The 25285-nt window shown below is 61.1% G+C and carries 22 protein-coding genes; 14 read left to right on the forward strand and 8 right to left on the reverse strand.

The features are described 5' to 3' along the window. Positions 1-232: 232 nt before the first annotated feature. The 7 genes from CO660_RS05555 to CO660_RS05585 all read left to right on the forward strand — a co-directional run bounded on the left by CO660_RS05555 (position 233) and on the right by CO660_RS05585 (position 6598). A complete protein-coding gene (locus CO660_RS05555; RefSeq protein ID WP_097597911.1) occupies positions 233-1321 on the forward strand; it encodes an ABC transporter ATP-binding protein in 1089 nt (362 codons plus the stop codon). A gap of 45 nt (positions 1322-1366) precedes the next feature. Then, a complete protein-coding gene (locus CO660_RS05560; RefSeq protein ID WP_097597912.1) occupies positions 1367-2665 on the forward strand; it encodes a PotD/PotF family extracellular solute-binding protein in 1299 nt (432 codons plus the stop codon). Between the two features lie 253 nt (positions 2666-2918). After that, the gene (locus CO660_RS05565) at positions 2919-3833 is read left to right on the forward strand and encodes an ABC transporter permease (RefSeq protein ID WP_097597913.1); all 915 of its coding nucleotides are present in this window, start codon (positions 2919-2921) and stop codon (positions 3831-3833) included. A 1-nt stretch (position 3834) separates the two neighbouring features. After that, complete coding sequence (locus tag CO660_RS05570; protein ID WP_097597914.1) at positions 3835-4656, forward strand: ABC transporter permease; 822 nt, start codon at positions 3835-3837, stop codon at positions 4654-4656. Position 4657: 1 nt separating this feature from the next. Beyond that, positions 4658-5401, forward strand: a complete 744-nt coding sequence (locus CO660_RS05575) for an aspartate/glutamate racemase family protein (protein WP_097597915.1) — start codon at positions 4658-4660, stop codon at positions 5399-5401. Positions 5402-5404: 3 nt separating this feature from the next. Next, positions 5405-6016 (forward strand): flavin reductase family protein, encoded by a 612-nt coding sequence (locus tag CO660_RS05580; protein ID WP_097597916.1) that lies wholly within the window; start codon positions 5405-5407, stop codon positions 6014-6016. Positions 6017-6103: 87 nt separating this feature from the next. Beyond that, positions 6104-6598 (forward strand): heme-degrading domain-containing protein, encoded by a 495-nt coding sequence (locus tag CO660_RS05585; protein WP_011426147.1) that lies wholly within the window; start codon positions 6104-6106, stop codon positions 6596-6598. A 64-nt stretch (positions 6599-6662) separates the two neighbouring features. On the opposite strand, the gene CO660_RS05590 is transcribed toward CO660_RS05585, so the two are convergent. Beyond that, positions 6663-7922, reverse strand: a complete 1260-nt coding sequence (locus tag CO660_RS05590) for an AGE family epimerase/isomerase (RefSeq protein WP_097597917.1) — start codon at positions 7920-7922, stop codon at positions 6663-6665. A 168-nt stretch (positions 7923-8090) separates the two neighbouring features. Here CO660_RS05590 and metH point away from each other — a divergent pair, with 168 nt between their 5' ends. Both metH and CO660_RS05600 read left to right on the forward strand, forming a co-directional pair. Beyond that, positions 8091-11864, forward strand: coding sequence for a methionine synthase (gene metH / locus CO660_RS05595; RefSeq protein WP_097597918.1), 3774 nt, complete (start codon positions 8091-8093; stop codon positions 11862-11864). Positions 11865-12028: 164 nt separating this feature from the next. Beyond that, on the forward strand, positions 12029-12271 hold the full coding sequence (locus tag CO660_RS05600; RefSeq protein ID WP_097597919.1) for a type II toxin-antitoxin system prevent-host-death family antitoxin: 243 nt from the start codon (positions 12029-12031) through the stop codon (positions 12269-12271). Positions 12272-12344: 73 nt separating this feature from the next. On the opposite strand, the gene CO660_RS05605 is transcribed toward CO660_RS05600, so the two are convergent. Together CO660_RS05605 and CO660_RS05610 are read right to left on the reverse strand one after the other, a co-directional pair. Then, positions 12345-13109, reverse strand: a complete 765-nt coding sequence (locus tag CO660_RS05605; protein WP_097597920.1) for a GntR family transcriptional regulator — start codon at positions 13107-13109, stop codon at positions 12345-12347. Then, the gene (locus CO660_RS05610; RefSeq protein ID WP_097597921.1) at positions 13106-13990 is read right to left on the reverse strand and encodes an N-acetylglucosamine kinase; all 885 of its coding nucleotides are present in this window, start codon (positions 13988-13990) and stop codon (positions 13106-13108) included. Before CO660_RS05610 ends, CO660_RS05605 begins: the two co-directional genes overlap by 4 nt. A gap of 517 nt (positions 13991-14507) precedes the next feature. Here CO660_RS05610 and CO660_RS05615 point away from each other — a divergent pair. The 5 genes from CO660_RS05615 to CO660_RS05635 all read left to right on the forward strand — a co-directional run bounded on the left by CO660_RS05615 (position 14508) and on the right by CO660_RS05635 (position 19853). Then, a complete protein-coding gene (locus CO660_RS05615; protein WP_097597922.1) occupies positions 14508-15767 on the forward strand; it encodes an ABC transporter substrate-binding protein in 1260 nt (419 codons plus the stop codon). 219 nt (positions 15768-15986) lie between these two features. Next, positions 15987-16934, forward strand: coding sequence for a sugar ABC transporter permease (locus tag CO660_RS05620; RefSeq protein WP_097597923.1), 948 nt, complete (start codon positions 15987-15989; stop codon positions 16932-16934). Between the two features lie 9 nt (positions 16935-16943). Next, the gene (locus tag CO660_RS05625) at positions 16944-17783 is read left to right on the forward strand and encodes a carbohydrate ABC transporter permease (RefSeq protein WP_097597924.1); all 840 of its coding nucleotides are present in this window, start codon (positions 16944-16946) and stop codon (positions 17781-17783) included. After that, on the forward strand, positions 17780-18841 hold the full coding sequence (locus CO660_RS05630; protein ID WP_097597925.1) for a Gfo/Idh/MocA family oxidoreductase: 1062 nt from the start codon (positions 17780-17782) through the stop codon (positions 18839-18841). The genes CO660_RS05625 and CO660_RS05630 overlap by 4 nt, the downstream gene beginning before the upstream one ends. Before the next feature lie 10 nt (positions 18842-18851). Next, positions 18852-19853 (forward strand): ABC transporter ATP-binding protein, encoded by a 1002-nt coding sequence (locus CO660_RS05635; protein ID WP_097597926.1) that lies wholly within the window; start codon positions 18852-18854, stop codon positions 19851-19853. A gap of 360 nt (positions 19854-20213) precedes the next feature. Here CO660_RS05635 and CO660_RS05640 read toward each other — a convergent pair whose 3' ends face one another. From CO660_RS05640 to CO660_RS05660, 5 genes are all read right to left on the reverse strand, one after another. After that, a complete protein-coding gene (locus tag CO660_RS05640) occupies positions 20214-21275 on the reverse strand; it encodes an ABC transporter ATP-binding protein (RefSeq protein WP_085778822.1) in 1062 nt (353 codons plus the stop codon). A gap of 12 nt (positions 21276-21287) precedes the next feature. Then, positions 21288-22076: an ABC transporter permease gene (locus CO660_RS05645; protein WP_097597927.1), complete on the reverse strand. Its 789-nt coding sequence runs from the start codon at positions 22074-22076 to the stop codon at positions 21288-21290. Further along, a complete protein-coding gene (locus CO660_RS05650; protein WP_097597928.1) occupies positions 22073-22966 on the reverse strand; it encodes an ABC transporter permease subunit in 894 nt (297 codons plus the stop codon). The genes CO660_RS05645 and CO660_RS05650 overlap by 4 nt, the downstream gene beginning before the upstream one ends. A 70-nt stretch (positions 22967-23036) precedes the next feature. Further along, positions 23037-24140 (reverse strand): ABC transporter substrate-binding protein, encoded by a 1104-nt coding sequence (locus CO660_RS05655; RefSeq protein WP_097597929.1) that lies wholly within the window; start codon positions 24138-24140, stop codon positions 23037-23039. A gap of 190 nt (positions 24141-24330) precedes the next feature. Further along, positions 24331-25203, reverse strand: a complete 873-nt coding sequence (locus CO660_RS05660; protein WP_085778818.1) for a MurR/RpiR family transcriptional regulator — start codon at positions 25201-25203, stop codon at positions 24331-24333. Positions 25204-25285 lie beyond the last annotated feature (82 nt).

Raw genomic sequence — 25285 nt, forward strand, 5'->3', positions numbered from 1 at the left:
GCTTCGCGGCAAAAGTTAAACGGAATTTGTCATCGAAATGGCGGCTAAATTGTATACGATTTTTTGAGTAAATTGCAGACGATAGCCTAAATCATGTGCAGACGATGCGGTGCTTATAAAATGGGCCTGCACGGCTTTGAGTGTTAAAATCCTTTCCCGCTAAGGGCTTAGTTGGCGTTGGAAGCGATTGGCACGGCAGATGCATCATCTTTCCCGAACAGGGGAAGGCATGATGTCGAAAGCGGCAGAGATCGATATAGTATCCGTTTCGAAGGTCTACGGAGCGACGACGGCCGTGCACGGGATCAGCCTGAAGATTCCGGCCGGTTCCTATTGCTGCTTCCTCGGCCCGTCGGGCTGCGGCAAGACCTCGACGCTGCGCATGATCGCCGGCCATGAGAGCATTTCTTCCGGCGACATCAGGCTCGGCAAAACGGTCGTCACCGATCTTCCGCCTGCCAGGCGCGGCACGGCTATGATGTTCCAGTCCTATGCGCTCTTCCCGCATCTCGACCTGGTCGACAATGTCGCCTTCAGCCTGAAGATGAAGGGCGTCGACAAGGCGGAGCGGCGGGCCAAGGCGCTTGAGATGCTGAAGCTGATGCAGATGGAGCCCTATGCCAACAGGCGTCCGGCTCAGCTTTCGGGCGGCCAGCAGCAGCGTGTGGCGCTGGCCCGCGCCTTGATTACCGATCCGGAGGCGCTGCTGCTCGACGAGCCACTGTCGGCGCTCGACCCCTTCCTGAAGATCCGTATGCGCGCAGAGCTCAAGAAGCTGCAGAAGTCGCTCGGCATCACCTTCGTCCATGTCACCCACAGCCAGGAAGAGGCGATGGCGCTCGCCGACGTCATCGTCATCATGAATGACGGCCGGATCGAGCAGGCGGCGGCACCCCGCGAGGTTTTCGAGAAGCCGGCAACCGCCTTCGTCGCGCGGTTCATGGGTGATCACAACGTCTTGTCCGGCCGGGTGACGTCGAACGCGGACGGCATGCTCGTCATGACCGTGCCGGAGGGGCAGAGCTTTTCCGTGCGGGGCGAGGGCAGGGAAGTCGGCGAACCTGTCGATATCGGCATCCGCACCGATCGCGTGCGTCTGCAGGTGGCGACAGAGTGGACGCTCGGCTTCAACGGCATAGTCTCCAACGTCGAATATCGCGGCTCCTCGGTGAAGATCACCGTTTTCGGCGCCGGCAGCGACGACTTCACCGTCATTGCTGACGATAGCGACTATTTCGCCCGTCCGGTCGCCGTAGGCGACGCGGTCTCGCTCAGCTGGGAACGTGAGGATGCGGTGCTTCTCGGCCGAGCCTCTGCATGAACAATCAAAAACATCAACTTCCACATCAAGAAAAGGGGAACTGACATGACGACTGAAACGACACCGACCAAGGCGGAAAAGGGTCTTTCCCGCCGCACGCTCTTGAAGACGGGTGCTGCCGCCGTCGGCGCCATCGCCGGCTCCGGAGCCATCACCGGCTTTCCCACGATCTGGGCGAAGACGAACATCACGCTTCGTCAGTTCGGCACTGGCGTTTCGAACATCAACGCCATCGCCGAGAAGTGCAAAGCCGATCTCGGCATCACGCTGGAGATGACCGCGACTGATTCCGACGCTGCCGCCCAGCGTGCCGTCACCCAGCCCGACAGCTACGACATCGCCGACATCGAATACTGGATCGCCAAGAAGGTATTTCCAACAGGCGTGCTGCAGCCGATGGACGTCAAGAAGCTCAAATATTACGACAAGATCGTGCCGCTCTTCATCAACGGCAAGATGAAGCCGGACAGCGTCATCGCCCAGGGCACTGCACCACACACTGTCGGCTTCGTCGAGGCGCAGGGCGCAAAGAAGTTCGCCAAGGAGCCGACGCAGTGGATGACGATGGTTCCCACCATCTACAATGCCGATACGCTCGGCATTCGTCCCGATCTCGTCGGCCGCGACATTACCACCTGGGCCGATATCATGGATCCCAAGTTCAAGGGCAAGACATCCATCCTCAACATCCCGTCGATCGGCATCATGGATGCGGCGATGATCATGGAAGCCATGGGCAACATCAAATATGCCGACAAGGGCAACATGACCAAGGAAGAGATCGACAAGACGATCGAATTCCTCATCAAGGCCAAGAGCGACGGCCAGTTCCGTGCCTTCTGGAAGAGCTTCGACGAGTCGGTCAACCTGATGGCTTCGGGCGAGGTCGTCATCCAGTCGATGTGGTCGCCGGCCGTCGCCGCCGTCCGCTCCAAGGGCATCGCCTGCAAATACCAGCCGCTCAAGGAAGGTTATCGCGCCTGGGGCGGCGGCCTCGGCCTTGCCTCGCATCTGAAGGGCGCACAGCTCGATGCGGCGTACGAATACATCAACTGGTATACGTCGGGCTGGGTCGGCGGTTATCTCAACCGCCAGGGCTACTACTCCGCCTGCATGGAGACGGCCAAGAACTTCATGACGGCAGACGAATGGGGTTACTGGATCGAGGGCAAGCCGGCGCAGGGCGATATCCTCTCTCCCGAAGGCAAGGTCATGGAAAAGGCCGGTGCGGTGCGCGACGGCGGTTCCTTCGAAGCCCGCATGGGTGCGGTCGCCTGCTGGAACTCGGTCATGGACGAGGACCGCTACATGGTCCGCCGCTGGAACGAGTTCATCGCGGCTTAAGCGGTTACCGCTTCCCCTCACCAACCCTCCCCACAAGGGGAGGGAGTCCGTGAGCGCGCGGCACAGAACTCCCTCCCCCTTGTGGGGAGGGTTGGGGAGGGGTCTTTTGAGCCCTCCACGAAAGCAAGCCTTGCGGCGGCCCAGGCGTCGCCGCGATTCTCTTCTCCCCAGCGGGGAGAAGGTGCCGGCAGGCGGATGAGGGGGCGACACGGGCACTTCTTCCGCTTGACGTAATCAGAACGGAGAACCGGATATGGCGACCATCGCAGCGGAAACGGAGGAGGGCGGTCAGAGCGTGCGCAGCAGGCGTGGACTGAGGCTCTCTCCCTCCACCATCTCCTATCTCCAGGCGACGCCGCTGATCGCCATCCTCGGCTTCTTCTTCCTGCTGCCGATCGCCATGATCGCTGTCGTCAGCTTCTGGGATTATGACTTCGCCGGCCTCTATCCTGATTTCCTCACCATGAACTACACCGACACGCTCGGCTCATGGGTGACGTGGAAGACCTATCTCAACACGCTGAAATTCACTGCCATCGTCTGGGGGCTGACGCTCGTCATCGGCTTCTGGGTCGCCTATTTCCTGGCCTTCCACATCCGCAAGACTTCGACGCAGATGATCCTCTTCCTCGTCTGCACCGTGCCGTTCATGACCTCGAACATCATTCGCATGATCTCCTGGATCCCGGTGCTCGGACGCAACGGCCTCGTCAATTCGGCGCTGATCAAGATGGGCATCATTCCGCAGCCGATCGAATGGCTGCTCTATTCCGATTTCGCCGTCGTGCTTGCCATGGTGCATCTCTATACCTTGTTCATGGTGACGCCGATCTTCAACACGCTGATGCGCATCGACCGGTCGCTGTTCGAGGCGGCGCGCGATGCCGGCGCATCGGGCTGGCAGGTGCTGTGGAACGTCGTCATTCCGCTTGCCAAACCCGGCATGGCGATCGGCACGATCTTCGTCGTCACGCTCGTGATGGCGGACTTTTCGACTGTGCAGGTGATGTCCGGCGGCCAGAGCGCCTCGGTAGCGCTGATGATGAAGAACCAGATGTCGCTGCTGCAATATCCGGCGGCCGCCGCCAATGCGGTGGTGCTGCTTGCGGTCGTGCTGCTGATGGTCGCCGCCATCCTGCGGGTCGTTGATATTCGCAAGGAGCTTTGAGATGAGTCACGAAAAACGCGGCCTCGAATTCTATCTGCTGGCGATCTTCTTCGTCGTCTTCGTGCTGTTCCTCTACGGTCCGCTCTCGGCGATCCTGATCCTCTCCTTCCAGGGACCGGATGGTGGCCTGACCTTCCCGATGAACGGCGTTTCCACGCACTGGTTCTTCAACCTGTTCGAAAAGCAGGCGGTCGGCGATTTCGGTGCCTCGTTCCGTCGCTCCTTCACCCTCGGGCTGATGGTGATGGTGGTGACCGTCGTCGTGTCGCTGCTGGCCGGCCTTGCCTTCCGCCGCCGTTTCCGCGGTTCGACTGTGCTGTTCTACGCCACGGTCGCCAGCCTGGTCGTGCCGTCCATCATCATTTCGCTCGGCATCGGCGTGGTTTTTCAGGAGGGCGGTCTCAAGCCCGCATGGTATTCCTCGGCCTTCGGCGCACATCTGACCTGGACGCTGCCCTTCGGCGTATTGATCATGTTTGCCGTCTTCAACCGTTTCTCGCCCGCTTACGAGGAGGCGGCCCGCGATCTTGGCGCCACCTCCTGGCAAACCTTCCGCCACGTCGTGCTGCCGATGATCGCACCGAGCCTGATCGGCGTCGGGCTGTTCGGCTTCACGCTGTCTTATGACGAATTCGCGCGCACATTGATGACATCGGGCAGCTACAATACGCTGCCGCTCGAAATCTACGGTATGACCACCAACGTCACGACGCCGGTGCTCTACGCTCTCGGCACGGTGACGACGCTGTTTTCTTTCACCATCATTCTCATCGCGCTCGGCATCATGACCATGCTGGGGCGGCGGCAGACAAAGATAGACTGATATGCGCATCCTCATCGTCAATCCGAATACCACGGCCTCCATGACCGAGAAGGCTGCGGCCGCCGCGCGTGCGGTGGCGGCGTCCGGCACGGAGATCGTCGCCGCGACATCCAGCATGGGGCCGGTCTCCATCGAGGGACATTATGACGGGGCGCTGGCGATTCCTGGCCTGCTCTTGGAACTTAAGGAGCGGCAGGCGGCGGGTTACGACGCGGCGGTGATTGCCTGCTTCGACGATACCGGGCTCGAAGCGGCGCGGAGTTGTGCCGATGTACCGATTCTCGGTCTCTGCGAATCCGCCGTGGTCACGGCGGGCTTCCTGGCGCAGCGTTTCACCGTGGTGACGACGCTGGAGCGGTCGCGGGTGCTGATCGACAATCTGGTACGCCGCTACGGCATGGGCGACCGGGCGAAGGTGCGCGCCTCTGATATTCCGGTGCTGGAGTTGGAAAACGCGGCCTCGGGCGCGATCGGCAAGCTGAGGGCCGAGATTGAGCGGGCGCTTGTCGAAGACGGGGCCGAAGCGATCGTGCTCGGCTGCGCCGGCATGACCGATCTGGCCAGGGAATTGCAGGAGACTTACGGCGTGCCCGTCGTCGACGGTGTCGCGGCCGCCGTCAAGCAAGCCGAGGCGCTGGTGTCGCTCGGGCTTTCCACCAGCAAGCGCGGCTCCTACGCCTCGCCGCTGCCGAAACCCTTTATGGGCGCGATGAGCGGTTTCTCGCCGGCCCCGAAAATCGGCTGAACCATGGCGGTCTCTTTCGATTTCAAAGAGCTCAGCGAGCGCGAGCGTTACAAGCTGATGATCGGCACGATCATCCCGCGGCCGATCGCGCTGGTGACGACGGTCGACGAACATGGCCGGATCAACGCCGCGCCCTTCAGCTTCTTCAACTGCCTGTCGGCCGATCCGCCGATCCTGGCGATCGGCGTCGAGAACAATGCCGACATGTCGTTCAAGGACACCGGCCACAATATTCGCCTGACCGAGGTCTTCACGGTCAACATCGTCTCCTTCGCCATCGCCGAGGCCATGCATGTCTGCGGCGCGAAATATCCGCGTGGTGTCGACGAGTTGAAGCAGGCGGGGTTGACGGCGATACCTGGCGCGAAGGTGGCGTCGCCCTTTATCGCCGAGGCGCCGGCCGCCTTCGAATGCCGGCGGCATGTGACGCTGGAGCTCGGCCGCTCACGGCAGATTATCCTCGGTGAGATCGTCTATGCGCATTACCGCGACGGCGTCGTCGATCCGGAACGGCTGCATGTCGATCCGGCCGCGGTCGATGCCATTGCTCGATTGGGCGGCGATACCTGCGCCACCATCCGCGACCGTTTCGAAATGCTGACGCCGAAGCTCTGACTTCTCCTTAGGCCAAGTTTTGCTTTACTTTTTCTCTCCTGATGAGAATGGTCTGCAGCGGATCATTGCAGGAGAGGAGCGCCTATCATGACAATCGACAACGATCTCAGTCGGATCGCCGAGCAGGAAAAGGCGCTGAGCTTCGATGCCTTCGATCTCACCACTGCCTGGCAGCTCGGCAAGCTTCTGCAGGAGCTCGCCAGCGAGCGCGGCCTCGGCATCGCAATCGATGTGACGCTGCATTCGATGCCGGTCTTCTATGCCGCGCTCCCGGGCGTGACGCCGGACAACGTCAATTGGGTCAGGCGCAAGCGCAACATGGTGCTGCGTTATTTTCGCAGCAGCTATGCCTCCGGCCTGAAGCTCAGCAAGGATGGCAAGACGGTCGAGGACAACGGGCTTGATGGCGCCGATTATGCGCCGCATGGCGGCAGTTTTCCGATCAATGTCAAAGGCACGGGTTGCATCGGCGCCGTCACCGTCTCCGGTCTGCCGCAGCGTGACGACCACAATCTTGTGGTCGAGGCCCTGGCGCTGATGCTGGCGAAGGATCTCGATACGTTGCGGCTCTCTCCGCTGTGACGCCGCCGCATCTGCCGGAACAATCCGAGCGCCGGAGGGTTGGCGCCGGCCGCTCAAACAGCCGTCAGAGCCTGCCGCCAGCCTCGGCGATGCCCTTCGTCAGGCTGCCCGTTGCCGGGAAAAGCGGGATGAGGCAAGCCTGCAGGGCGTGATAAATGTCGCCCTTGCCGGGGAAGAGCGCGTGCGAGGGAACGAGATCCTCCGTCAGTTCCTCGTGCCAGCCGCCGTTCCTGTGGTCGATGAAGGCGCGTTCGATCACGTTCCAGATCTTGCGGTAGCATTCCTCGTGATAGTCGCTCGGCAGGTGCTCATTGAGGAAATGCGCGGCAGCCGCACCCTCGCAGGCCGGCCACCAGAGCTTGTTGCGCTTGGCCGGTTTGTCGTCCCAGTCGAGCGTGTAGAAGAAGCCGCCTTTGTCATTGTCCCAGCCGAGGGCCATGGATTGTTCGAAAAGGGCTTTCGCCGCATCCGGCATCCATTCGATGCGTTTGCCGCCGAGGGCGCAGAGCTGCAGGATGAGGCGCGCCCATTCTAACCAGTGGCCTGGCGTCGTGCCGGCCGGGCGGAACATTTCGTTTGGATGATAGTAATCCTTGTCGAGGTTCCATTCGGCGTCGAAATGTTCGGCGACGCGCCAGTCGACCGAACCGGCCGCACGGCGGATGACGAGATCGGCGATGCTTTCGGCCTTGGCGAGGTAATCCCTGTCGCCGGTGGCTTCAAAGGCCGCCATCAGCGCCTCGGTCAGGTGCATGTTGGAATTCTGGCCGCGATAGGCGCCGCCGTCGAGCGGCTGCCAGTCGGCGGTGAATTCCTCGGCGATCGCGCCGTGGCGCGGTTCCCAGAACTTCTTGTTCAGGATCTCGGTGATATCGGCCAGCATACCGTCGGCCAGCGGATGCCCGATTGTCTTTGCCGAGGAGGCGGCGAGCAGGACGAAAGCGTGGCCGTAGCCCTGCTTGTTGGAATCGACCGGACCGTCATTGTCGAGCGACCAGAAGTAGCCGCCGTTCTTGCGGTCACGATGGTGGTTCCAGAGATAGTCCATGCCGTGATCGACGACGTCGGAGGCGCCGGGACGCCCGAGCAGGGCGCCGATCGAGAAACAATGGACCGCGCGCGCCGCAATATGGATGCCGCGCACCTGGCCCTCGGCATCGAGCGGCCTGCCGGTGTCGTCGAGATCGTAGAAGCCACCCTTGGGATTGATCGAATCGTGCTGAAAGAAATCGAAGAGGCCATTTGCCTGCGCCAGCAGCCAGCTGCGGTGATAGGCGCGGCTTGTCCAGTTTCCAAGCGCAGCGTTGCCGGTTGCGGGTGCCATGATACTCCTCCGATTTCGTGCACAAGACTAGCAAAGGCCTATATAGAGCTCGGGCGAACCTGTCATCGCCGAAGCTTTGCAAAGCACGAAATCGATAGCCATATATTGACATAAAGATATCTTTATGTGATCTGGAAGTCTGGTCTTACGACGTCAAGGAGCCCTCCCGTGTTTGATACTCTCTTTGGTCCGGAAACGGGCAAGCGTGACGGCAGTGAAGTTTTCGCCGCTTTGAAGAAAGCCGCGAGCGAGCGCATTCTTGTTCTCGACGGCGCCATGGGTACGCAGATCCAGGGCCTCGGTTATGACGAAGACCAGTTCCGCGGCACCCGCTTCATCGGCTGCGCCTGCCATCAGAAGGGCAATAACGATCTTCTGATCCTGACCCAGCCGGATGCGATCGAAGAGATCCATTACAAATACGCCAAGGCCGGCGCCGATATTCTGGAGACCAACACCTTCTCCTCGACCCGCATCGCCCAGGCCGATTACCAGATGGAAGGTGCCGTCTACGACCTCAATAAGGAGGGTGCCGAGATCGTGCGCCGGGCAGCAATCCGCGCCGAGCGCGAGGACGGCCGCCGCCGCTTCGTCGCCGGCGCCATCGGTCCGACCAACCGCACCGCATCGATCTCGCCCGACGTCAACAATCCCGGTTTCCGTGCCGTCACCTTCGACGATCTGCGCGACGCCTATGGCGAGCAGATCGACGGGCTGATCGACGGCGGCGCCGACATCATCCTGATCGAGACGATCTTCGACACGTTGAATGCCAAGGCGGCGATCTTCGCCTGCGAGGAACGCTTCGAGGCCAAGGGCGTGCGACTGCCGGTGATGATCTCCGGCACGATCACCGACCTTTCCGGCCGCACGCTCTCCGGCCAGACGCCGTCAGCCTTCTGGAACTCGGTGCGCCACGCCAATCCTTTTACGATCGGGTTGAACTGCGCCCTCGGGGCGAACGCGATGCGTCCGCATCTGCAGGAGCTTTCGGGCGTTGCCGATACTTTCATCTGCGCCTATCCGAATGCCGGCCTGCCGAACGAGTTCGGCCAGTATGACGAAACGCCGGAGTTGATGGCGGCGCAGATCGACAGTTTCGCGCGTGAAGGCCTGGTCAATATTGTCGGCGGCTGCTGCGGCTCGACGCCGGAGCATATCCGGGCGATCGCCGAGGCTGTCGCCAAATACAAGCCGCGGCCGATCCCGGAGCATCGTCCTTTCATGTCGTTGTCGGGCCTCGAGCCCTTCGAGCTGACCAAGGACATTCCCTTCGTCAATGTCGGCGAGCGCACCAACGTCACCGGCTCGGCGAGGTTCCGCAAGCTGATCACCAATGCCGATTACACGGCAGCCCTAGATGTCGCCCGCGACCAGGTGGAAAACGGCGCGCAGGTGATCGACATCAACATGGACGAAGGCCTGATCGATTCCGAAAAGGCGATGGTCGAATTCCTCAACCTGATCGCTGCCGAGCCCGACATCGCCCGCGTGCCCGTGATGATCGACTCTTCCAAGTTCTCGATCATCGAATCCGGCCTGAAGCGCGTGCAGGGCAAGCCGATCGTCAACTCGATCTCGCTGAAGGAAGGCGAGGAGAATTTCCTCGCCCAGGCGCGGCTCCTGCGCAATTACGGCGCGGCCGTCGTCGTCATGGCCTTCGACGAAACGGGACAAGCCGACAGTTATGAGCGCAAGGTGGAAATCTGCGAGCGCGCCTATAAGCTGCTGACCGAGAAGATCGGGTTCCCGCCCGAGGACATTATTTTCGACCCGAACATCTTCGCGGTCGCGACCGGCATCGAAGAGCACAATAATTACGGCGTCGACTTCATCGAGGCGACGCGGACGATCCGTGAGCGCATGCCGCTCGTGCATATCTCGGGCGGTGTCTCCAACCTGTCCTTCTCCTTCCGCGGCAACGAGCCGGTGCGCGAGGCGATGCATGCCGTGTTCCTCTACCACGCCATCCAGGCGGGCATGGACATGGGCATCGTCAATGCCGGCCAGCTCGCGGTCTATGATAACATCGATCCCGAGCTGCGCGAAGCCTGCGAGGACGTGGTGCTGAACCGCCGTCCCGACAGCACCGAGCGGCTGCTCGAAGTGGCCGAGCGTTTCCGTGGCGCCGGGGCAAAGGAGGGTCGTGTCCAGGATCTCTCCTGGCGCGAATGGAGCGTGGAGAAGCGTCTCGAACATGCGCTTGTCAACGGCATCACCGAATATATCGAGGCCGATACCGAAGAAGCGCGCCGGCAGGCGGCCCGTCCGCTGCACGTCATCGAAGGGCCGCTGATGGCCGGCATGAATGTCGTCGGCGACCTGTTCGGCTCGGGCAAGATGTTCCTGCCGCAGGTGGTCAAGTCGGCGCGGGTCATGAAGCAGGCCGTCGCCGTCCTGCTTCCCTACATGGAAGAGGAAAAGCGCCTCAACGGCGGCGACGACCGACAGTCGGCCGGCAAGATCCTGATGGCGACCGTCAAGGGCGACGTGCACGATATCGGCAAGAACATCGTCGGCGTCGTGCTCGCCTGCAACAACTATGAGATCGTCGATCTCGGCGTCATGGTGCCGGCAACGAAGATCCTCGAAACGGCGATCGCCGAAAAGGTCGATGTCATCGGTCTTTCCGGCCTGATCACGCCGTCGCTGGACGAGATGGTGCATGTCGCGGCGGAGATGGAGCGGCAGGGCTTCGAGATCCCGCTGCTGATCGGCGGCGCCACGACCAGCCGCGTGCATACGGCCGTGAAGATCCATCCGGGCTATAACAAGGGCCAGGCGGTCTATGTCACCGATGCGAGCCGCGCGGTCGGCGTCGTCTCGGCGCTGCTCTCGCCTGAAACCCGGCAGGGCTATGTCGACGGTGTAAGAGCCGAATATGCCAAGGTGGCGGCTGCCCATGCCCGCAGCGAAGCGGAGAAGGTGCGCCTGCCTTTGGCGCGGGCTCGCGAAAACGCGCACAAGACCGACTGGTCGGCCTATCAGCCGACGAAGCCGCAATTCTTCGGCACGCGGGTGTTCGAGGATTACGATCTGGCGGAGCTTGCCAGATACATCGACTGGACGCCGTTCTTCCAGACTTGGGAAATGCGCGGCCGTTTCCCCGCCATTCTCGAAGACGAGAAGCAGGGCGAGGCGGCGCGTGCGCTCTGGGCCGATGCCCAGGCCATGCTGAAGAAGATCATCGATGAGAAGTGGTTCCGCCCGCGAGCCGTCATCGGCTTCTGGCCGGCCGGCGCCGTCGGCGACGATATCCGCCTCTTCACCGACGAAAGCCGCAGCAAGGAGCTTGCCACCTTCTACACCTTGCGACAGCAGCTTTCGAAGCGGGACGGACGGGCGAATGTCGCGCTTTCGGACTTCGTCGCACCTGTCACGAGCGGGGTCCAGGATTATGTCGGCGGTTTCGTGGTGACAGCCGGAATCGAGGAAATCGCTATCGCCGAACGCTTCGAACGGTCGAACGACGACTATTCCTCGATCCTCGTCAAGGCGTTGGCCGACCGCTTCGCCGAAGCTTTCGCCGAGCGCATGCACGAGCAGGTGCGGCGCGAATATTGGGGCTATGCGAGGGATGAGCAGCTCAGTAACGAGGATCTCATCGGCGAAGCCTATGCCGGAATCCGCCCGGCGCCCGGTTATCCCGCTCAGCCCGACCACACGGAAAAGGCAACGCTCTTCAGGCTGCTCGATGCAGAAAAAGCCGCCGGCGTGAAGCTGACGGAGAGCTATGCGATGTGGCCCGGCTCATCGGTCTCCGGCATCTATATCGGCCATCCCGACTCATATTATTTCGGCGTCGCCAAGGTGGAGCGCGACCAGGTGGAGGACTATGCCAAGCGCAAGGGCATGGAGATTTCCGAGGTCGAGCGTTGGCTTGGGCCGGTGCTGAACTACGTGCCGCGCAAGACGGACGAGGAGATCGACGACGCGGCGTAGAGGTGCGCTCGTTGCCGTTCTTAATGCAATGAATCAACAGATGATGAAGCCGGAAAATGATTCACTTTCCGGCTTCATGCTTTTGATGTGGCGCGATAATTTCCCGTGGTCAGGCGGTTTGAATTCGATAGCGGAAGTGACGACGGAATGGCATCCTTAGCTAGGTGAGGGAAGCCCAAGTAACCATCCGAGCCGCACAGGCCAGTCTGTCGAAATTGATCGATGCCGCTCTTTCCGGTGAGGAGGTGGTGATCACCAAAGGGCGCAAGCCCGTGGTGAAGCTTGTTCCGGTTGTACGATCCTCCTTCAAAATTGGCCTGCTCAAAGGGCAAGTCTTAGGAGACGGGCCGGATTTCTTTGAGCCGATCGACGAGGGCGCCCTCGCTCTCTGGAAAGGGATCGGTTGAGTTTGCTTCTGCTTGATAGGTTTCCAGCCTTCGATGCCCGAATTATCCGTATAATTTGGATAGCCTCAAGCCGTCAGCTCACGCCGATCGTCAGCTCGGCCACGAAGTCATAGGCATCGCCGCGATAGAGCGAGCGGGTGAATTCCACGGCGCGGCCGGAGCCGAGGTAGGAGATACGCTCGATCGACAGGCCGGCCGCACCGACAGGAACGCCGAGAAGCTGGGCGTCGGTCTCCTTCATGTTCGTCGCCGAAATGCGCTGTACGGCGCGTACCGGGCGGACGTTGAGGCGTTCCAGTTCTGCATAGAGCGAATTGGTGACGGCGGAGGGGTCCGGCAGGAATTCGCCGGAGACGCTGGCGTTTTCGATTGCCAATGGCTGGTCGTCGGCGATGCGCAGGCGCGAGAGTCGCGACACCTTCATGCCGGCGGGTAGGCCTAGGATCATCATTTCGTCGGGCGAGGGGGTATGCACGCCCTTGTGCAGCCATTCGGAGCGGGAGGACATGCCGCGGCGCGCCATGTCCTCGGTGAAAGAGGTGAGCTGCGACAGGCGCTGCTCGACCTTGGAGACTGGTTTGGCGACGAAGGTGCCCGAGCCGTGGCGGCGCACCAGCAGGCCATCGGCGACGAGCTCGTCGATCGCCTTGCGGACGGTGACGCGGCTGACGGCGGCAAATTCGGCAATGTCGCGTTCCGGCGGCAGCGCATCGCCCTGGCCGAGCGTGCCGGTGCGCACGGCTTCTTCGAGCGTGCGGCGCAGCTTGACATAGAGGGGTCCGGTACCCGCAGCCTGCAGGCGCTGCAAAGACAGAAGGGTGGCGAGATCGTCGGTCATGCCGTACCTCTCTGCTGATCGTTGAGGAGCTTGACCGCGAGTTCCACCGCGCCCTGCAGGGCATCGTTCTTCGGCCTGGCGAGCAGCGGCTTGTAGCGTTCGGAAAGCCAGGGCTCGTAAGCTTCCGCAAGACCGCCGAGCAGGCAGATCGACGGGCATTCCGGCCAGAGCAGCGCGTCGAGGCTTTCGCCGATCGCCGTTGCGGCGTCCCTGACGATACCGACCGCGACGACGTCGCCTTCTGACGCATGTTTGAAGACCATGGGCGCGTAACGGGCAAAATCCGTTGGCCGGGCCGTATGGGCGAAATTGACGATCTGCTCCGGGTCGTTGCCGTATTCGATGATGACCGCTTCGGTGATCGGCGATGCCGGCCGCACCCCGTCACGGGCGAGTAGCGACCGTTCCATGAGGTCACGGCCGAGGCGGGCGCCGCTTGCCTGGTCGCCGACAACGAAGCCCCAGCCGCCGATGCCCTTCAGCCGGCCATCCCTTCGCGCATTATAGACCGAACCGGTGCCGAAGGCGCCGACGATGCCGTCGGCATCGCCGAGCGCGCCCTGTAGGGAGATCAAGGCATCGGTGACGACACAGCCTTGGGCAAAGGGCAGGGCTCTTTCGATTCGTTTGCCGTAGTCCAAGACGTTGGCGCCCGCGACGCCGACGACCGATACAACGGAGGATAGGGCTTCAGCGTTGAGACCAGCGTCGCTGAGCGCCTGCCGGGCGGATTCGACGATGTTGAGCAGGGAGTTTTCCAGGTCGGACAGGATATTGGCAGGGCCTGCCTTACCGCGGCCAAGGACGTTGCCGTTTCTATCCGCGACCGCTGCCCGGCAGCTCGTCCCGCCGCCGTCTATGCCGATTGCAAGCTCCGTCATCGGGCCTCCGATACGCCGTTCCCCTTGGATTTTCTTACAATACCAAAAAAATACCATTTACCAAGTGGGGGCAGCGGCGAAAATTTATCTTTTTATCGCATTGATTTTGTTCAGCAAAATTTTTTAATGAATTTTTGAAGGCCGAAAAGTTAATTTTCATCTGGACAATTGGTATTTTTTTGGCCTTAATTCGGAAAAAGGGAACAGCATTTCGAAGCCCACGAAACCCGGCAGCAAAGCCAAGCCGGACCCGCTTCGAAGATGATCGGAGAATGATCCGCCGGCTTGGTAGGCTGGCGGATAATTTAGGATCCATAGCTTTCCCCCTCAGTCATCGCGCGGCAGATTATCTGCAGGGTGCGCAGCCGGACCGCAGGCGATCGCCTTCGGCCTATCGAGCTTTCGGGGCCGGCAGTTGCTGGCGGCCCTCCAAGGGGCATTGGGCGTTTCCTCAGGCGCGCCAATTGCTTGTTTCAGATCGAAAACGGCGCCTCGGCGCTAAAAACAGGAGAGGGAAATGAAAAACACTGCTCTGAAAAGCCTGCTGCTTGCCTCAAGCCTGCTGACCTCGGCAGGTCTCGTCCATGCCGCCGATGTCACGCTGACCGTCGAGAGCTGGCGTAACGACGACCTGCAGATCTGGCAGGAGAAGATCATTCCGGCGTTCGAAGCGAAAAACCCGGGCATCAAGATCGTCTTCTCGCCGACAGCGCCGACCGAATACAACGCTTCGCTGAACGCCAAGCTCGATGCCGGCTCCGCAGGCGATATTATTACCTGCCGTCCGTTCGACGCCTCGCTCGAACTCTTCAACAAGAAGCAGCTCGTCGACATCACCAGCCTGTCGGGTATGGAGAACTTCTCGCCGGTCGCCAAGGCTGCCTGGACGACCGACGACGGCAAGTCCACCTTCTGCGTGCCGATGGCTTCGGTCATCCACGGCTTCATCTACAACAAGGATGCCTTCGACAAGCTCGGCATCTCCGTGCCGAAGACGCAGGACGAGTTCTACGCAGCCCTCGACAAGATCAAGGCCGATGGCACCTATATTCCGCTCGCCATGGGCACGAAGGATCTCTGGGAAGCCGCGACCATGGGCTACCAGAACATCGGCCCGAACTACTGGAAGGGTGAAGAGGGCCGCCTAGCCCTGATCGCAGGCAAGCAGAAACTGACCGATCCCGCATGGGTCAAGCCCTTTGAAGAGCTTGCCAAGTGGAAGCCTTATCTCGGCGATGGTTTCGAAGCCCAGACCTATTCGGACAGCCAGAACCTCTTCACGCTGGGCCGCGCCGCCATCTACCCGGCCGGTTCGTGGGAGATCGCGCTCTTCAACACGCAGGCGCAGTTCAAGATGGGCGCTTTCCCGCCGCCGGTTCCGAAGGCAGGCGACCAGGGCTATATTTCCGATCATCCTGATATCGGCGTCGCCCTGAACGCGAAGAGCACGCATCCTGAGGAAGCCAAGAAGTTCCTCAGCTGGGTCGCTTCGCCCGAATTCGCCGATATCTATGCGAACGCGCTGCCGGGCTTCTTCAGCCTGAACTCCAGCCCGGTGAAGATGTCCGATCCGCTCGCTCAGGAGTTCGTTTCCTGGCGCGGCCCCTACAAGTCGACCGTCCGCTCCACCTACCAGATCCTGTCGCGCGGCACGCCGAACCTCGAGAACGAGACCTGGGTCGAATCGGCCAATGTGATCAACGGCACGGATACGCCGCAGGTCGCCGCCGAGAAGCTGCAGAAGGGCCTCGACAGCTGGTACAAGCCGGCCAAGTGAATGTGATCAGGGGTGGCGTTTGCGGCCCCTCGTCCGGCCTGCCGGCCACCTTCTCCCCGCTTGCGGGGAGAAGGAGACTCGCAGCGACCTCCCAGCCCGTTATCGCATCCCCAGCAGGGCGTTTCCTCTCTTGCCAAGCGCAGAGAGTTCGGGTGAGGCGCAACATTTTCCATCTGCGCCAGCAAGATTGCGGCGAGGCGACAAGAACAGGCAAAAGCCATGAGCGAAACCGACAACGCGGCCGATATCGTCCCGATCAAGCGCCCGGTGCGCTGGCACATCTTCATTTTCATGCTGCCTGCGGTGATCGTCTACTCCGCCGTCATGGTGCTGCCGCTCATCGAAACGCTGAGGCTCTCGCTCTATAACACTGTCGACGGGCAGCCGGCCTTCGTCGGGCTTGCGAATTTCAAGGTGCTGTTCGGCGATCCGCGTTGGGCGCATGATTTCTGGAACGCCCTCGTCAACAACGTGATCTTCTTCGCCATCCACATGTGCGTGCAGAACCCGATCGGCATTGCGCTCGCAGCCCTTCTTTCGGTACCGAAGCTGCGAGGCGTCGCCTTCTACCGCACGGCGATATTCCTGCCGACGCTGCTCTCCTTCGTCATCGTCGGCTTCATCTGGAAGCTGATCCTGTCGCCGATCTGGGGTGTGGCGCCCTGGATGCTCGACCTCATCGGCTTGAAATTCCTGTTCGCGCCGTGGCTCGGCAAGCCGGGTTCGGCGCTGATCGCCGTGTCGCTGATCTCCAATTGGCAGTACATCGGCATTCCGATGATGCTGATCTATGCAGCGCTGCTTAGCATTCCCGAAGAGGTGATCGAGGCGGCCGAATGTGACGGCGTCACCGGCTGGGCCCAGTTCTGGAAGATCAAGCTGCCGCTCATCCTGCCGGCGATCGGCATCATCTCGATCCTGACCTTCGTCGGCAATTTCAACGCCTTTGACCTGATCTACACGGTGCAGGGCGCGCTTGCCGGACCCGACATGTCGACCGACATTCTCGGCACACTGCTTTACCGCACCTTCTTCGGTTTCCAGCTGCAGCTCGGTGACCGCTCGATGGGTGCGACGATCGCGACCGTGATGTTCCTCATCATTCTCGCCGGCGTCTCGCTTTATCTCTTCGTCATCCAGCGGCGCATGCGTCGCTACCAGTTCTGAGGAGCGCGCATGTCCAAGGCACGCACATCTCCGATCCGCACCGGCCTCGTGCACTTGGCGCTCGGCGCCTATACGCTGGTCGCGCTGTTTCCGGTGTTCCTGACCATCGTCAACTCGTTCAAGGATCGCAACTCGATCTTCCGCGAACCGCTGATGATCCCGACGCCGTCGACCTTCAGTCTCGTCGGCTACCAGACGGTGCTGGGGCAAGGCGATTTCGCCACCTATTTCCAGAACAGCTTCGTTGTGACTGTTGTTTCGATCCTGCTGGTGCTGCTGTTCGGCGCCATGGCCGCCTTCGCTCTGTCTGAATACCGCTTCCGCGGCAATCTGCTGCTCGGGCTCTACATGGCGATTGGCATTATGATCCCGATCCGCCTCGGCACGGTGGCGATCCTGCAGGGCATGGTGGCGGCCGGTCTCGTCAATACGCTGACGGCGCTCGTCCTCGTCTATACCGCGCAGGGCATACCGCTGGCGATCTTCATCCTGTCGGAATTCATGCGCACGGTTTCGGACGATCTGAAGAATGCCGGGCGCATCGACGGGCTTTCCGAATATGCGATCTTCTTCCGCCTGGTGCTGCCGCTGGTGCGCCCGGCCATGGCGACAGTCGCCGTCTTCACCATGATTCCGATCTGGAACGACCTCTGGTTCCCGCTGATCCTGGCGCCTGCCGAAAGCACCAAGACGGTGACGCTCGGTTCGCAGATCTTCATCGGCCAGTTCGTCACCAACTGGAATGCGGTGCTGGCGGCCCTGTCGCTAGCCATCCTGCCGATCCTGATCCTTTACGTCATCTTCTCGCGGCAGCTGATCCGCGGCATCACGTCGGGAGCCGTCAAATGAGCCAGGAGAAACCGATCCGCGTCGTCGTTGCGGGCCTCGGCAATATGGGCCGCAGTCACGCGCTCGCCTATCACAACAATCCCGGCTTCGAAATCGTCGGTCTCGTCAATCGCTCGACACCGGAATTGGAGCCCGCGCTGCAGGGCTATACTGTTCATCCCGACTTCGCGACGGCGCTTGCGGAGCTGAAGCCGGATCTCTGCTCGATCAACACCTATTCCGACAGCCATGCCGATTATGCCGTCGCCGCCTTCGAGGCCGGTTGTCATGTCTTCGTGGAAAAGCCGCTGGCGACCACCGTCGCCGATGCCGAGCGGGTCGTTGCGGCAGCGGAGAAGGCGGGGCGAAAGCTGGTGATCGGCTATATCCTCCGCCATCATCCGTCCTGGATGAAGCTGATAGCAGAGGCGCGCAAGCTCGGCCCGCCTTACGTCTTCCGCATGAACCTCAACCAGCAGTCCAGCGGTCCGACCTGGGCGACGCACAAGTCGCTGATGCGCACGACCCCGCCGATCGTCGATTGCGGCGTGCATTATGTCGACGTCATGTGCCAGATCACCGATGCGAGAGCCGTCGAGGTGCGCGGCATGGGGCTGCGTCTCTCCGATGAAATCGCCGCCGACATGTATAATTACGGCCACCTACAGGTGCTTTTCGAGGACGGTTCGGTCGGCTGGTATGAGGCCGGCTGGGGACCGATGATCTCCGAGACAGCCTTTTTCGTGAAGGATGTAATGTCGCCGAAGGGCGCGGTGTCGATCGTCATGGATCCGAATGCCAAGTCCGACGATATAGACACGCACACCAAGACCTCGGTGATCCGTCTGCACACGGCTGAAACCGGCCCGGACGGCAAATTCATCAGGCCCGACCAGGATATGAGGATGACAGGCGAGCCTGGTCATCAGGCGCTCTGCGACCGGGAACAGGCCTTCATGCTGAGGGCGATCCGCGAGGATCTGAACCTCGATCGCCATATGGCGGATGCGGTGGCGTCGCTGCGCATCTGCCTTGCCGCCGACGAGAGCGTGCGTACCGGCCAGCCGGTCAGATTGTAAGGGAAACACAGTGGGATCGCTTCAACTCAAATCCATCCGCAAGACCTATGGCACGCATGAGGTGCTGAAAGGCATCGATCTCGAAGTCAAGGACGGCGAATTCGTCATCTTCGTCGGGCCGTCCGGCTGCGGAAAATCAACGCTGTTGCGCAGCATCGCCGGCCTCGAGGACGTGACCTCGGGCGCCGTCGTCATCAACGGCCGCGACGAGACGCTGACGCCGCCGGCCAACCGCGGCATCGCCATGGTGTTCCAGTCCTATGCGCTCTATCCGCACCTGACGGTCAAGGACAATATGGGACTCGGCCTCAAACAGGCGGGAACGGCCAAGGACGAGATCGATAAGCGCGTCGGCAAGGCGTCCGGCATGCTCTCGCTTGCGCCTTATCTGGCGCGGCGGCCGGCCGAACTATCCGGCGGCCAGCGCCAGCGCGTTGCGATCGGCCGCGCCATCGTGCGCGAACCGGAACTCTTCCTGTTCGACGAGCCGCTGTCGAACCTCGATGCGGCGCTGCGCGTCCAGACCCGGCTCGAAATCGCCCGGCTGCACCGAGGCCTGAAGGCGACGATGATCTACGTCACCCACGACCAGGTGGAGGCGATGACGCTTGCCGACAAGATCGTCGTGCTGAATGCCGGCTCGATCGAGCAGATCGGCTCGCCGATGGAGCTTTACAACCGCCCGGCCAACGTCTTCGTCGCCGGCTTTATCGGCTCGCCGCAGATGAATTTCGTCCCCGGCGAAAAGGTGGGCGATCATAGCGCCAAGACCATCGGTGCGCGTCCCGAACACATGACGCTGTCGCGCGAGCAGGGGACGTGGCGTGCGAAGGTCGTGCATGTCGAGCATCTCGGCGCCGACACGATTATCTATCTGGAATCCGAGCAGTGCGGCCTGCTGACGGCGCGCCTTTTCGGCGAGCACCAGTATGAGCCCGATGAGATCGTCTATGCGACGCCGGATCAAGCGCGTGTGCATCGCTTTGACGCGGACGACCGGGCGATTCGGTGAGAGCGGCATTGTCAATTGTTTGGCGATAGCCGGCATTGTGGGTTCACTGGCAGACGGCATTCCTGACATGAGGGTCTGCGCGCGATTGTTCCACCAGCCAAGCCCACACTCCGGCATGCTCGGCCTTGAGCCGAGCATCCAAACCGCATCCATCAGCAGCTACGGGCATGGATCCCAGGCTCAAGGCTGCTCAAGGCCTGGGATGACGGAGAGTGGGGTTGGCGCTCAAGCCAAACCTGCCCCTGGCGTGGAGGCACACCGCGCCGGGTGTTTCAGGCGGTCACGACCTCTACTCGATCATTCCTAACAATGAAAAGGCACCGTTTCGCGGCGCCTCTTGGGTGAGCTATATTGGTGAACTCAGTCGCGGATGATCAGCAAATCGGCAGCCATGAAGCGCAGCGTCACGGTTTCTCCGGCCTGGGGCGGGGTGACGCCGGGGCTGTTGAACATGTCGAAGGAAATGACGTTGCCGCCGACATTCATGCGGGTGCGAATGACTGAACCGAGGAAGTGAGCCGAGACGACCTGGCCGGTCAGCGCCGTATCGCTTCTGGCGGTGTCGGAGAGCGAGCCTGCTTCCGGGCGCAGCGCCAGAGAGATGATTTCGCCGGCCTTGTGAGCTGCGACCGACTGCTTCAGCGTAATCTTCTGATCGCCGATCCGAATGACATTGGCGTCGGGGTCCACGACCTCGGCTTCGATCAGGTTCAGCGTGCCGACGAAGGAGGCGACGAAGCGTGTGGCCGGCTTGTTGTAGATCTCGAAGGGCGAGCCGATCTGGTCGGCCTTGCCGGCGTTCATGACGACGATGCGATCGGAGATCGACAGCGCCTCTTCCTGGTCGTGGGTGACGAAGACGGTGGTAATGCCGAGCTGCTGCTGGATCTGGCGGATTTCCTCGCGCAGTGACACGCGAATTTTGGCATCGAGCGCCGAGAGGGGTTCGTCGAGCAGCAGCACCTGCGGTTTAACGGCGAGCGCGCGGGCAAGTGCCACGCGCTGTTGCTGGCCGCCCGACAGCTGATAGGGGTAACGGTCGGCGAGATGATCAAGCTTGATCAGGCCGAGCATTTCCTTGACGCGGGCGTCGATCTCCGGCTTCGGCGCGCCGGCAACCTTGAGGCCAAAGGCGACGTTGTCGTGCACCGACATGTTGGGGAACAGGGCATAGGCCTGGAAGACCATGCCGATATTGCGCTGGTTCGGCTTCAGCGCGCTCTGATCCTTGCCGTTGATGGTCAGCGTGCCGCCGGTCGGGGTTTCGAAGCCGGCGATCATGCGCAGGACGGTGGTCTTGCCGCAGCCTGACGGGCCGAGGAAGGAGATGAATTCGCCCTTCTCGATGTTCATGTTGAAATTCTTGACGACCTGAACCGGGCCGAAGGATTTCTGGATGTTATTCAGAGTGAGAAAAGACATGAGCCGGTTACCTTAAGCCTTTGCCGGGCGGGCTTTGCCGAAGCGGGAAACGAGATTGAGCAGGCCCATGCTGAGCCAGGTGATCGAGAAAGCGATGACGGCGAGCGCCGAAGGTTCATAGGCCTTGTTGGCGCCGACGAGCTGCAAATAGGGGCCGAAGGCCGGACGGTTGAGCAATGCGGCGAAGGTGAACTCGCCCATGACGATCGCCAATGTGATGAAGGCGCCGGAGAGTACGCCGCTCATGACGTTCGGGAAGATGCAGCGGAACATGATGGTCGTCCAGCGGGCGCCGAGGCTTTCGGCCGCTTCCGTCAACGTACGGACATCGATGGCGCGCATGGCAGTATCGACGGCGCGGTACATGTAGGGCAGGGACAGCGTGATATAGGAGAAGACCAGCAGGGCGTTGGTCCCGGTCGTCGAACCCGTCAGCGGCAAGTAGGATGACGAATTGTACATTCTGAGATAGCCGAAGACGATGACGATCGCCGGAATGACGAGCGGCAGCAGCGTGATGAACTCGACAACAGGACGCATCTGCGGCAGGCGCAGCCGCACCCAGTAGGCCGTCGGCACCACGAGCAGCATGCCGAAGACGATGGTGAGCAACGCCATCAGCATGGAGTAGCCGAAGGTCTCGCGAAATTGTGTGTCCGAGAAAACCGACTGATAGGCGTCGAGGCTGTATTCGCCGCGGCGCATGCGCAGCGAAAATTCGATCGTGCCGATCAGCGGGATGATGAAATAGGATGCGCCGAGAATGATGGCGATCCAGGCTCCAAGACGTTGTGTTTTCATTTCTGCCACCGCTCGGCGCGCATGCGCAGCATGAGGTAAAGGACGTTGGAGACGCCTGTGATGACGATCATGCCGAGCGCAATGGCGTAACCAAGATTGGCATTGTGCAGAACGTCGCCCCGGATCTGCGCGTAGAGCAGGATCGGCACGATGTTGAGCGAGCTGCCAGTCAGCGCGAAGGCGGTGGCAATGGCGCCGAAGGCGTTGGCGAAGAGAAGCAGCGTGGTGCCGAGCAGGCTCGGCCACAGGATCGGCAGGGCGACCATCATCCAATATTGGCGGTTGGTGGCGCCGAGAATCTCGGAGGCCTCGCGCCATTCCTTCTTCATGCCGTCGAGCGCCGGCGTCAGGATCAGCACCATCAGCGGGATCTGAAAATACATATAGGTGATGGTTAGGCCGAAGAAGGACAGAAGGTTGAAGCCGGTACCATAGAGATTGAAGCCGAACCATTCCCGCAGGAATACCGTCACGAGGCCGGTGCGGCCGAGCGTCGCCAGGAAGGCGAAGGCAAGCGGCACGCCGGCGAAATTCGAGGCTACGCCGGAAAAGGTCAAAAGCGTCGAGCGCACCGAGGCGGGCAGACCACCGAGCACGACGGCCCAGGCGAGAAAAAATCCGATCAGCGCGCCGCCAAGGGCGGATGCCACCGAGACCTTGATACTGATCCAGTAGGCGCTCATGATCGATGGAGTAAAAAGATCGCCGATATTCTTCAGCGTGAAATCGCCGTCGGGCGTCAGGAATGCGCCCGCCACAAGATAGAGCGTGGGGATGATCAGGAACAGCAGAGAAAAAATGATGAAGGGCGCAATGCCCAGCCAGTCGATCACGCGGTCTTTCTTGATCAAGGGGGCGCTGCTCACCATCGGCGTTGAAACGGTACTCATGAAAAGCTCATCCTGGGCATCGGAGTGAGAAGACCTCCCCGCCCTTGGGGCGGGGAGGCCGGATCGGAGTTTACTTAACGTTGGCGCCGACGACGGAATCCCAGTTCTTGGTGATGGTTTCCTTGCCTGCCGCTTGCTCTTCGAGCGTCGGGAAGACGGCCTTTTCATAGGCTGCTGCCGGCGGCAGCTTATCGAGCAGTTCCTTCGGGATCTTGTTGTTCTTGGCAAGATCGTTGAAGCGGATCGGGTGGCAATAGCCCTTCAGCCAGCCGAGCTGACCTTCGTCGGAATAGAGATATTCCATCCAGAGCTTGGCAGCATTCGGGTGCGGAGCGAAGGCGGAGATTGCCTGGACATAAACGCCGGCGACGACACCCGTCTTCGGAACGACGACTTCGAACGGAGGATTGCCCTTCAGGCTTTCACCCCAAGAGAGCGCGTTGTAGTCCCAGGCGACGATGATCGGCGTGGATCCCTGTGCGAAGGGAGCGGCCTTGCCGACGACGGGGACGAAGTTGCCGTTCTTGTTGAGTTCGGCGAAGAATTTCAGGCCTTCTTCGCCTGCCTTTGCGGCGTCGCCGCCAGATGCCGAAAGACCAGCAGCATAGACGCCCTGGACAGCCTGGTTGGCGGTGCGCGGGTCACCTGCCAGCGCGACACTGTTCGCGTAGTCGCTCTTCTTCAGGTCGGCCCAGTCGGCCGGCGATTCCTTGACGAGGTCCTTGTTCACGAGGAACGAGAGAACGCCGTAGTAGTCGCCGTACCAGTAGCCTTCCGGATCCTTTGCTGTATCCGGGATCGAATCCCAGGTGGAGACCTTGTAAGGCTGGATCAGACCGTCCTTCTTGGCGGACGGGCCGAAGGAGAGGCCGACGTCGATGACGTCGGGGGCCTGCGGACCGGTGTTGCCCTTGTTGGCCTTGATCGCTTCGATTTCGTCACCCGAGCCGGCATCCGGGTTCAGCTCGTTGACCTCGAGGCCGTACTTGGCCTTGAAGCCCGCAATGACCTCGCCGTAGCCGCACCAGTCGTGCGGGAGAGCGATCGTGGTCAGCGTGCCTTCCTTTTTGGCGGCGGCGATCAGTTCTGCGCTCGGTTCTGCGGCGGCAATCGCGGTCGAAGCCACGATCATCGCAGTAGAAAGCGACAGGAGTCGAGAAATGTTAGAGATCACTGTTGTTCTCCTTCGGGTTTTCAGTGTCTGGCGATGCTGTTAATCAGCTTACATGAAGCTTGTGTGACGGTTGGATGACGTTCGTTTTGCCGGAATAGCAGGCGCTTGTGACTGATGTTTCATTTGCGACGGCATCGTTCACTTCCGCCAAGTCCGCGTTTGTTTTTCCCTCTCTTTTAGCCTTGCCCTCTTAACCCGGTTTGCGGAAAAGCCTGCTCTGCTCGAACAGCCCTTCCAGCGTCTTCATGCGCTCCTTCGTCTCGTCCCAGGTGGAATTCTGGACGGCCTCGATCAGAGCCTCGACGATGAAAAGAGTGACGACCGACGAATCCCAGGCCGATGGCGCCTCGATGCGGACGCGGAAAGCGTGCCGCGCGAGTTTGGCAGCGGGCGAGGCCCATTGGTCGGTGAAGACGACGATTTCGGCACCGCGCTTGCGGGCGGCGGTGGCAAGGCTGACCATTTCCTGCTCATAGCGGCGGATATCGAAGATGATCAGGATGTCGCCGGCGTTCATGTTGAGGGCATATTGCGGCCAGCTGCTGGAATTGGACGACAGCAGTGTCGTGGCCGGCCGGATGACCTGCATATGGGTGAAGAAATACTCGGCCAGCGCGCCGGTGATGCGGCCGCCGACGAAATAGAGGCCGCGCTTGCGATCCGACAGCAGCGAGGCGACGCTGTCGAAGGTCGCCGTATCGAGATCGGTCAGTGTCTGGCGCAGATTGCCCATGATGGCATCGGCGAAACGGTTGAGGATATGAGTGCCCGGCGCGTTTTGCGCCCAGCGATCGTGCTTGGTGATGGGATTGGAAATCGTCGCCTCGACCTCCTGATGCAGGCGCGCCTGAAAATCGGGATAGCCCTTGAAACCGAGCTTCTGCACCATCCGTACGACGGTCGGTGTTGAAACGCCGGCGTTCTCTGCGATCGTGGTGATGCTGCCGAGGCCGGAAACCGGATAATTGTCGAGAAGGCTTTCCGCCAATTGTTTCTCGGCACGTGTCAACACGCCGAGATGCGAATGTATGACGTCCGAAACCGTCTTCGACGCAGTGGTCACTTGATCTTGCTCCCCAGGGGTGGTCTGGCGCCACTCCTCCGACCAAAGTTAACAACGCTGTCACAATCCATGTCAACCACTG

This window comes from Rhizobium sp. L9 (genome assembly GCF_002531885.1).
In the GTDB taxonomy this organism is placed as follows: domain Bacteria; phylum Pseudomonadota; class Alphaproteobacteria; order Rhizobiales; family Rhizobiaceae; genus Rhizobium.

Excerpts from the sequence above, each read along its gene's own strand:
- CO660_RS05555 (WP_097597911.1), top strand. The coding sequence starts at position 233 with ATGTCGAAAGCGGCAGAGATCGATATAGTATCCGTTTCGAAGGTCTAC.
- CO660_RS05560 (WP_097597912.1), top strand. The coding sequence starts at position 1,367 with ATGACGACTGAAACGACACCGACCAAGGCGGAAAAGGGTCTTTCCCGC.
- CO660_RS05565 (WP_097597913.1), top strand. The coding sequence starts at position 2,919 with ATGGCGACCATCGCAGCGGAAACGGAGGAGGGCGGTCAGAGCGTGCGC.
- CO660_RS05570 (WP_097597914.1), top strand. The coding sequence starts at position 3,835 with ATGAGTCACGAAAAACGCGGCCTCGAATTCTATCTGCTGGCGATCTTC.
- CO660_RS05575 (WP_097597915.1), top strand. The coding sequence starts at position 4,658 with ATGCGCATCCTCATCGTCAATCCGAATACCACGGCCTCCATGACCGAG.
- CO660_RS05580 (WP_097597916.1), top strand. The coding sequence starts at position 5,405 with ATGGCGGTCTCTTTCGATTTCAAAGAGCTCAGCGAGCGCGAGCGTTAC.
- CO660_RS05585 (WP_011426147.1), top strand. The coding sequence starts at position 6,104 with ATGACAATCGACAACGATCTCAGTCGGATCGCCGAGCAGGAAAAGGCG.
- CO660_RS05590 (WP_097597917.1), bottom strand. The coding sequence starts at position 7,922 with ATGGCACCCGCAACCGGCAACGCTGCGCTTGGAAACTGGACAAGCCGC.
- CO660_RS05605 (WP_097597920.1), bottom strand. The coding sequence starts at position 13,109 with ATGACCGACGATCTCGCCACCCTTCTGTCTTTGCAGCGCCTGCAGGCT.
- CO660_RS05610 (WP_097597921.1), bottom strand. The coding sequence starts at position 13,990 with ATGACGGAGCTTGCAATCGGCATAGACGGCGGCGGGACGAGCTGCCGG.
- CO660_RS05615 (WP_097597922.1), top strand. The coding sequence starts at position 14,508 with ATGAAAAACACTGCTCTGAAAAGCCTGCTGCTTGCCTCAAGCCTGCTG.
- CO660_RS05620 (WP_097597923.1), top strand. The coding sequence starts at position 15,987 with ATGAGCGAAACCGACAACGCGGCCGATATCGTCCCGATCAAGCGCCCG.
- CO660_RS05625 (WP_097597924.1), top strand. The coding sequence starts at position 16,944 with ATGTCCAAGGCACGCACATCTCCGATCCGCACCGGCCTCGTGCACTTG.
- CO660_RS05630 (WP_097597925.1), top strand. The coding sequence starts at position 17,780 with ATGAGCCAGGAGAAACCGATCCGCGTCGTCGTTGCGGGCCTCGGCAAT.
- CO660_RS05640 (WP_085778822.1), bottom strand. The coding sequence starts at position 21,275 with ATGTCTTTTCTCACTCTGAATAACATCCAGAAATCCTTCGGCCCGGTT.
- CO660_RS05645 (WP_097597927.1), bottom strand. The coding sequence starts at position 22,076 with ATGAAAACACAACGTCTTGGAGCCTGGATCGCCATCATTCTCGGCGCA.
- CO660_RS05650 (WP_097597928.1), bottom strand. The coding sequence starts at position 22,966 with ATGAGTACCGTTTCAACGCCGATGGTGAGCAGCGCCCCCTTGATCAAG.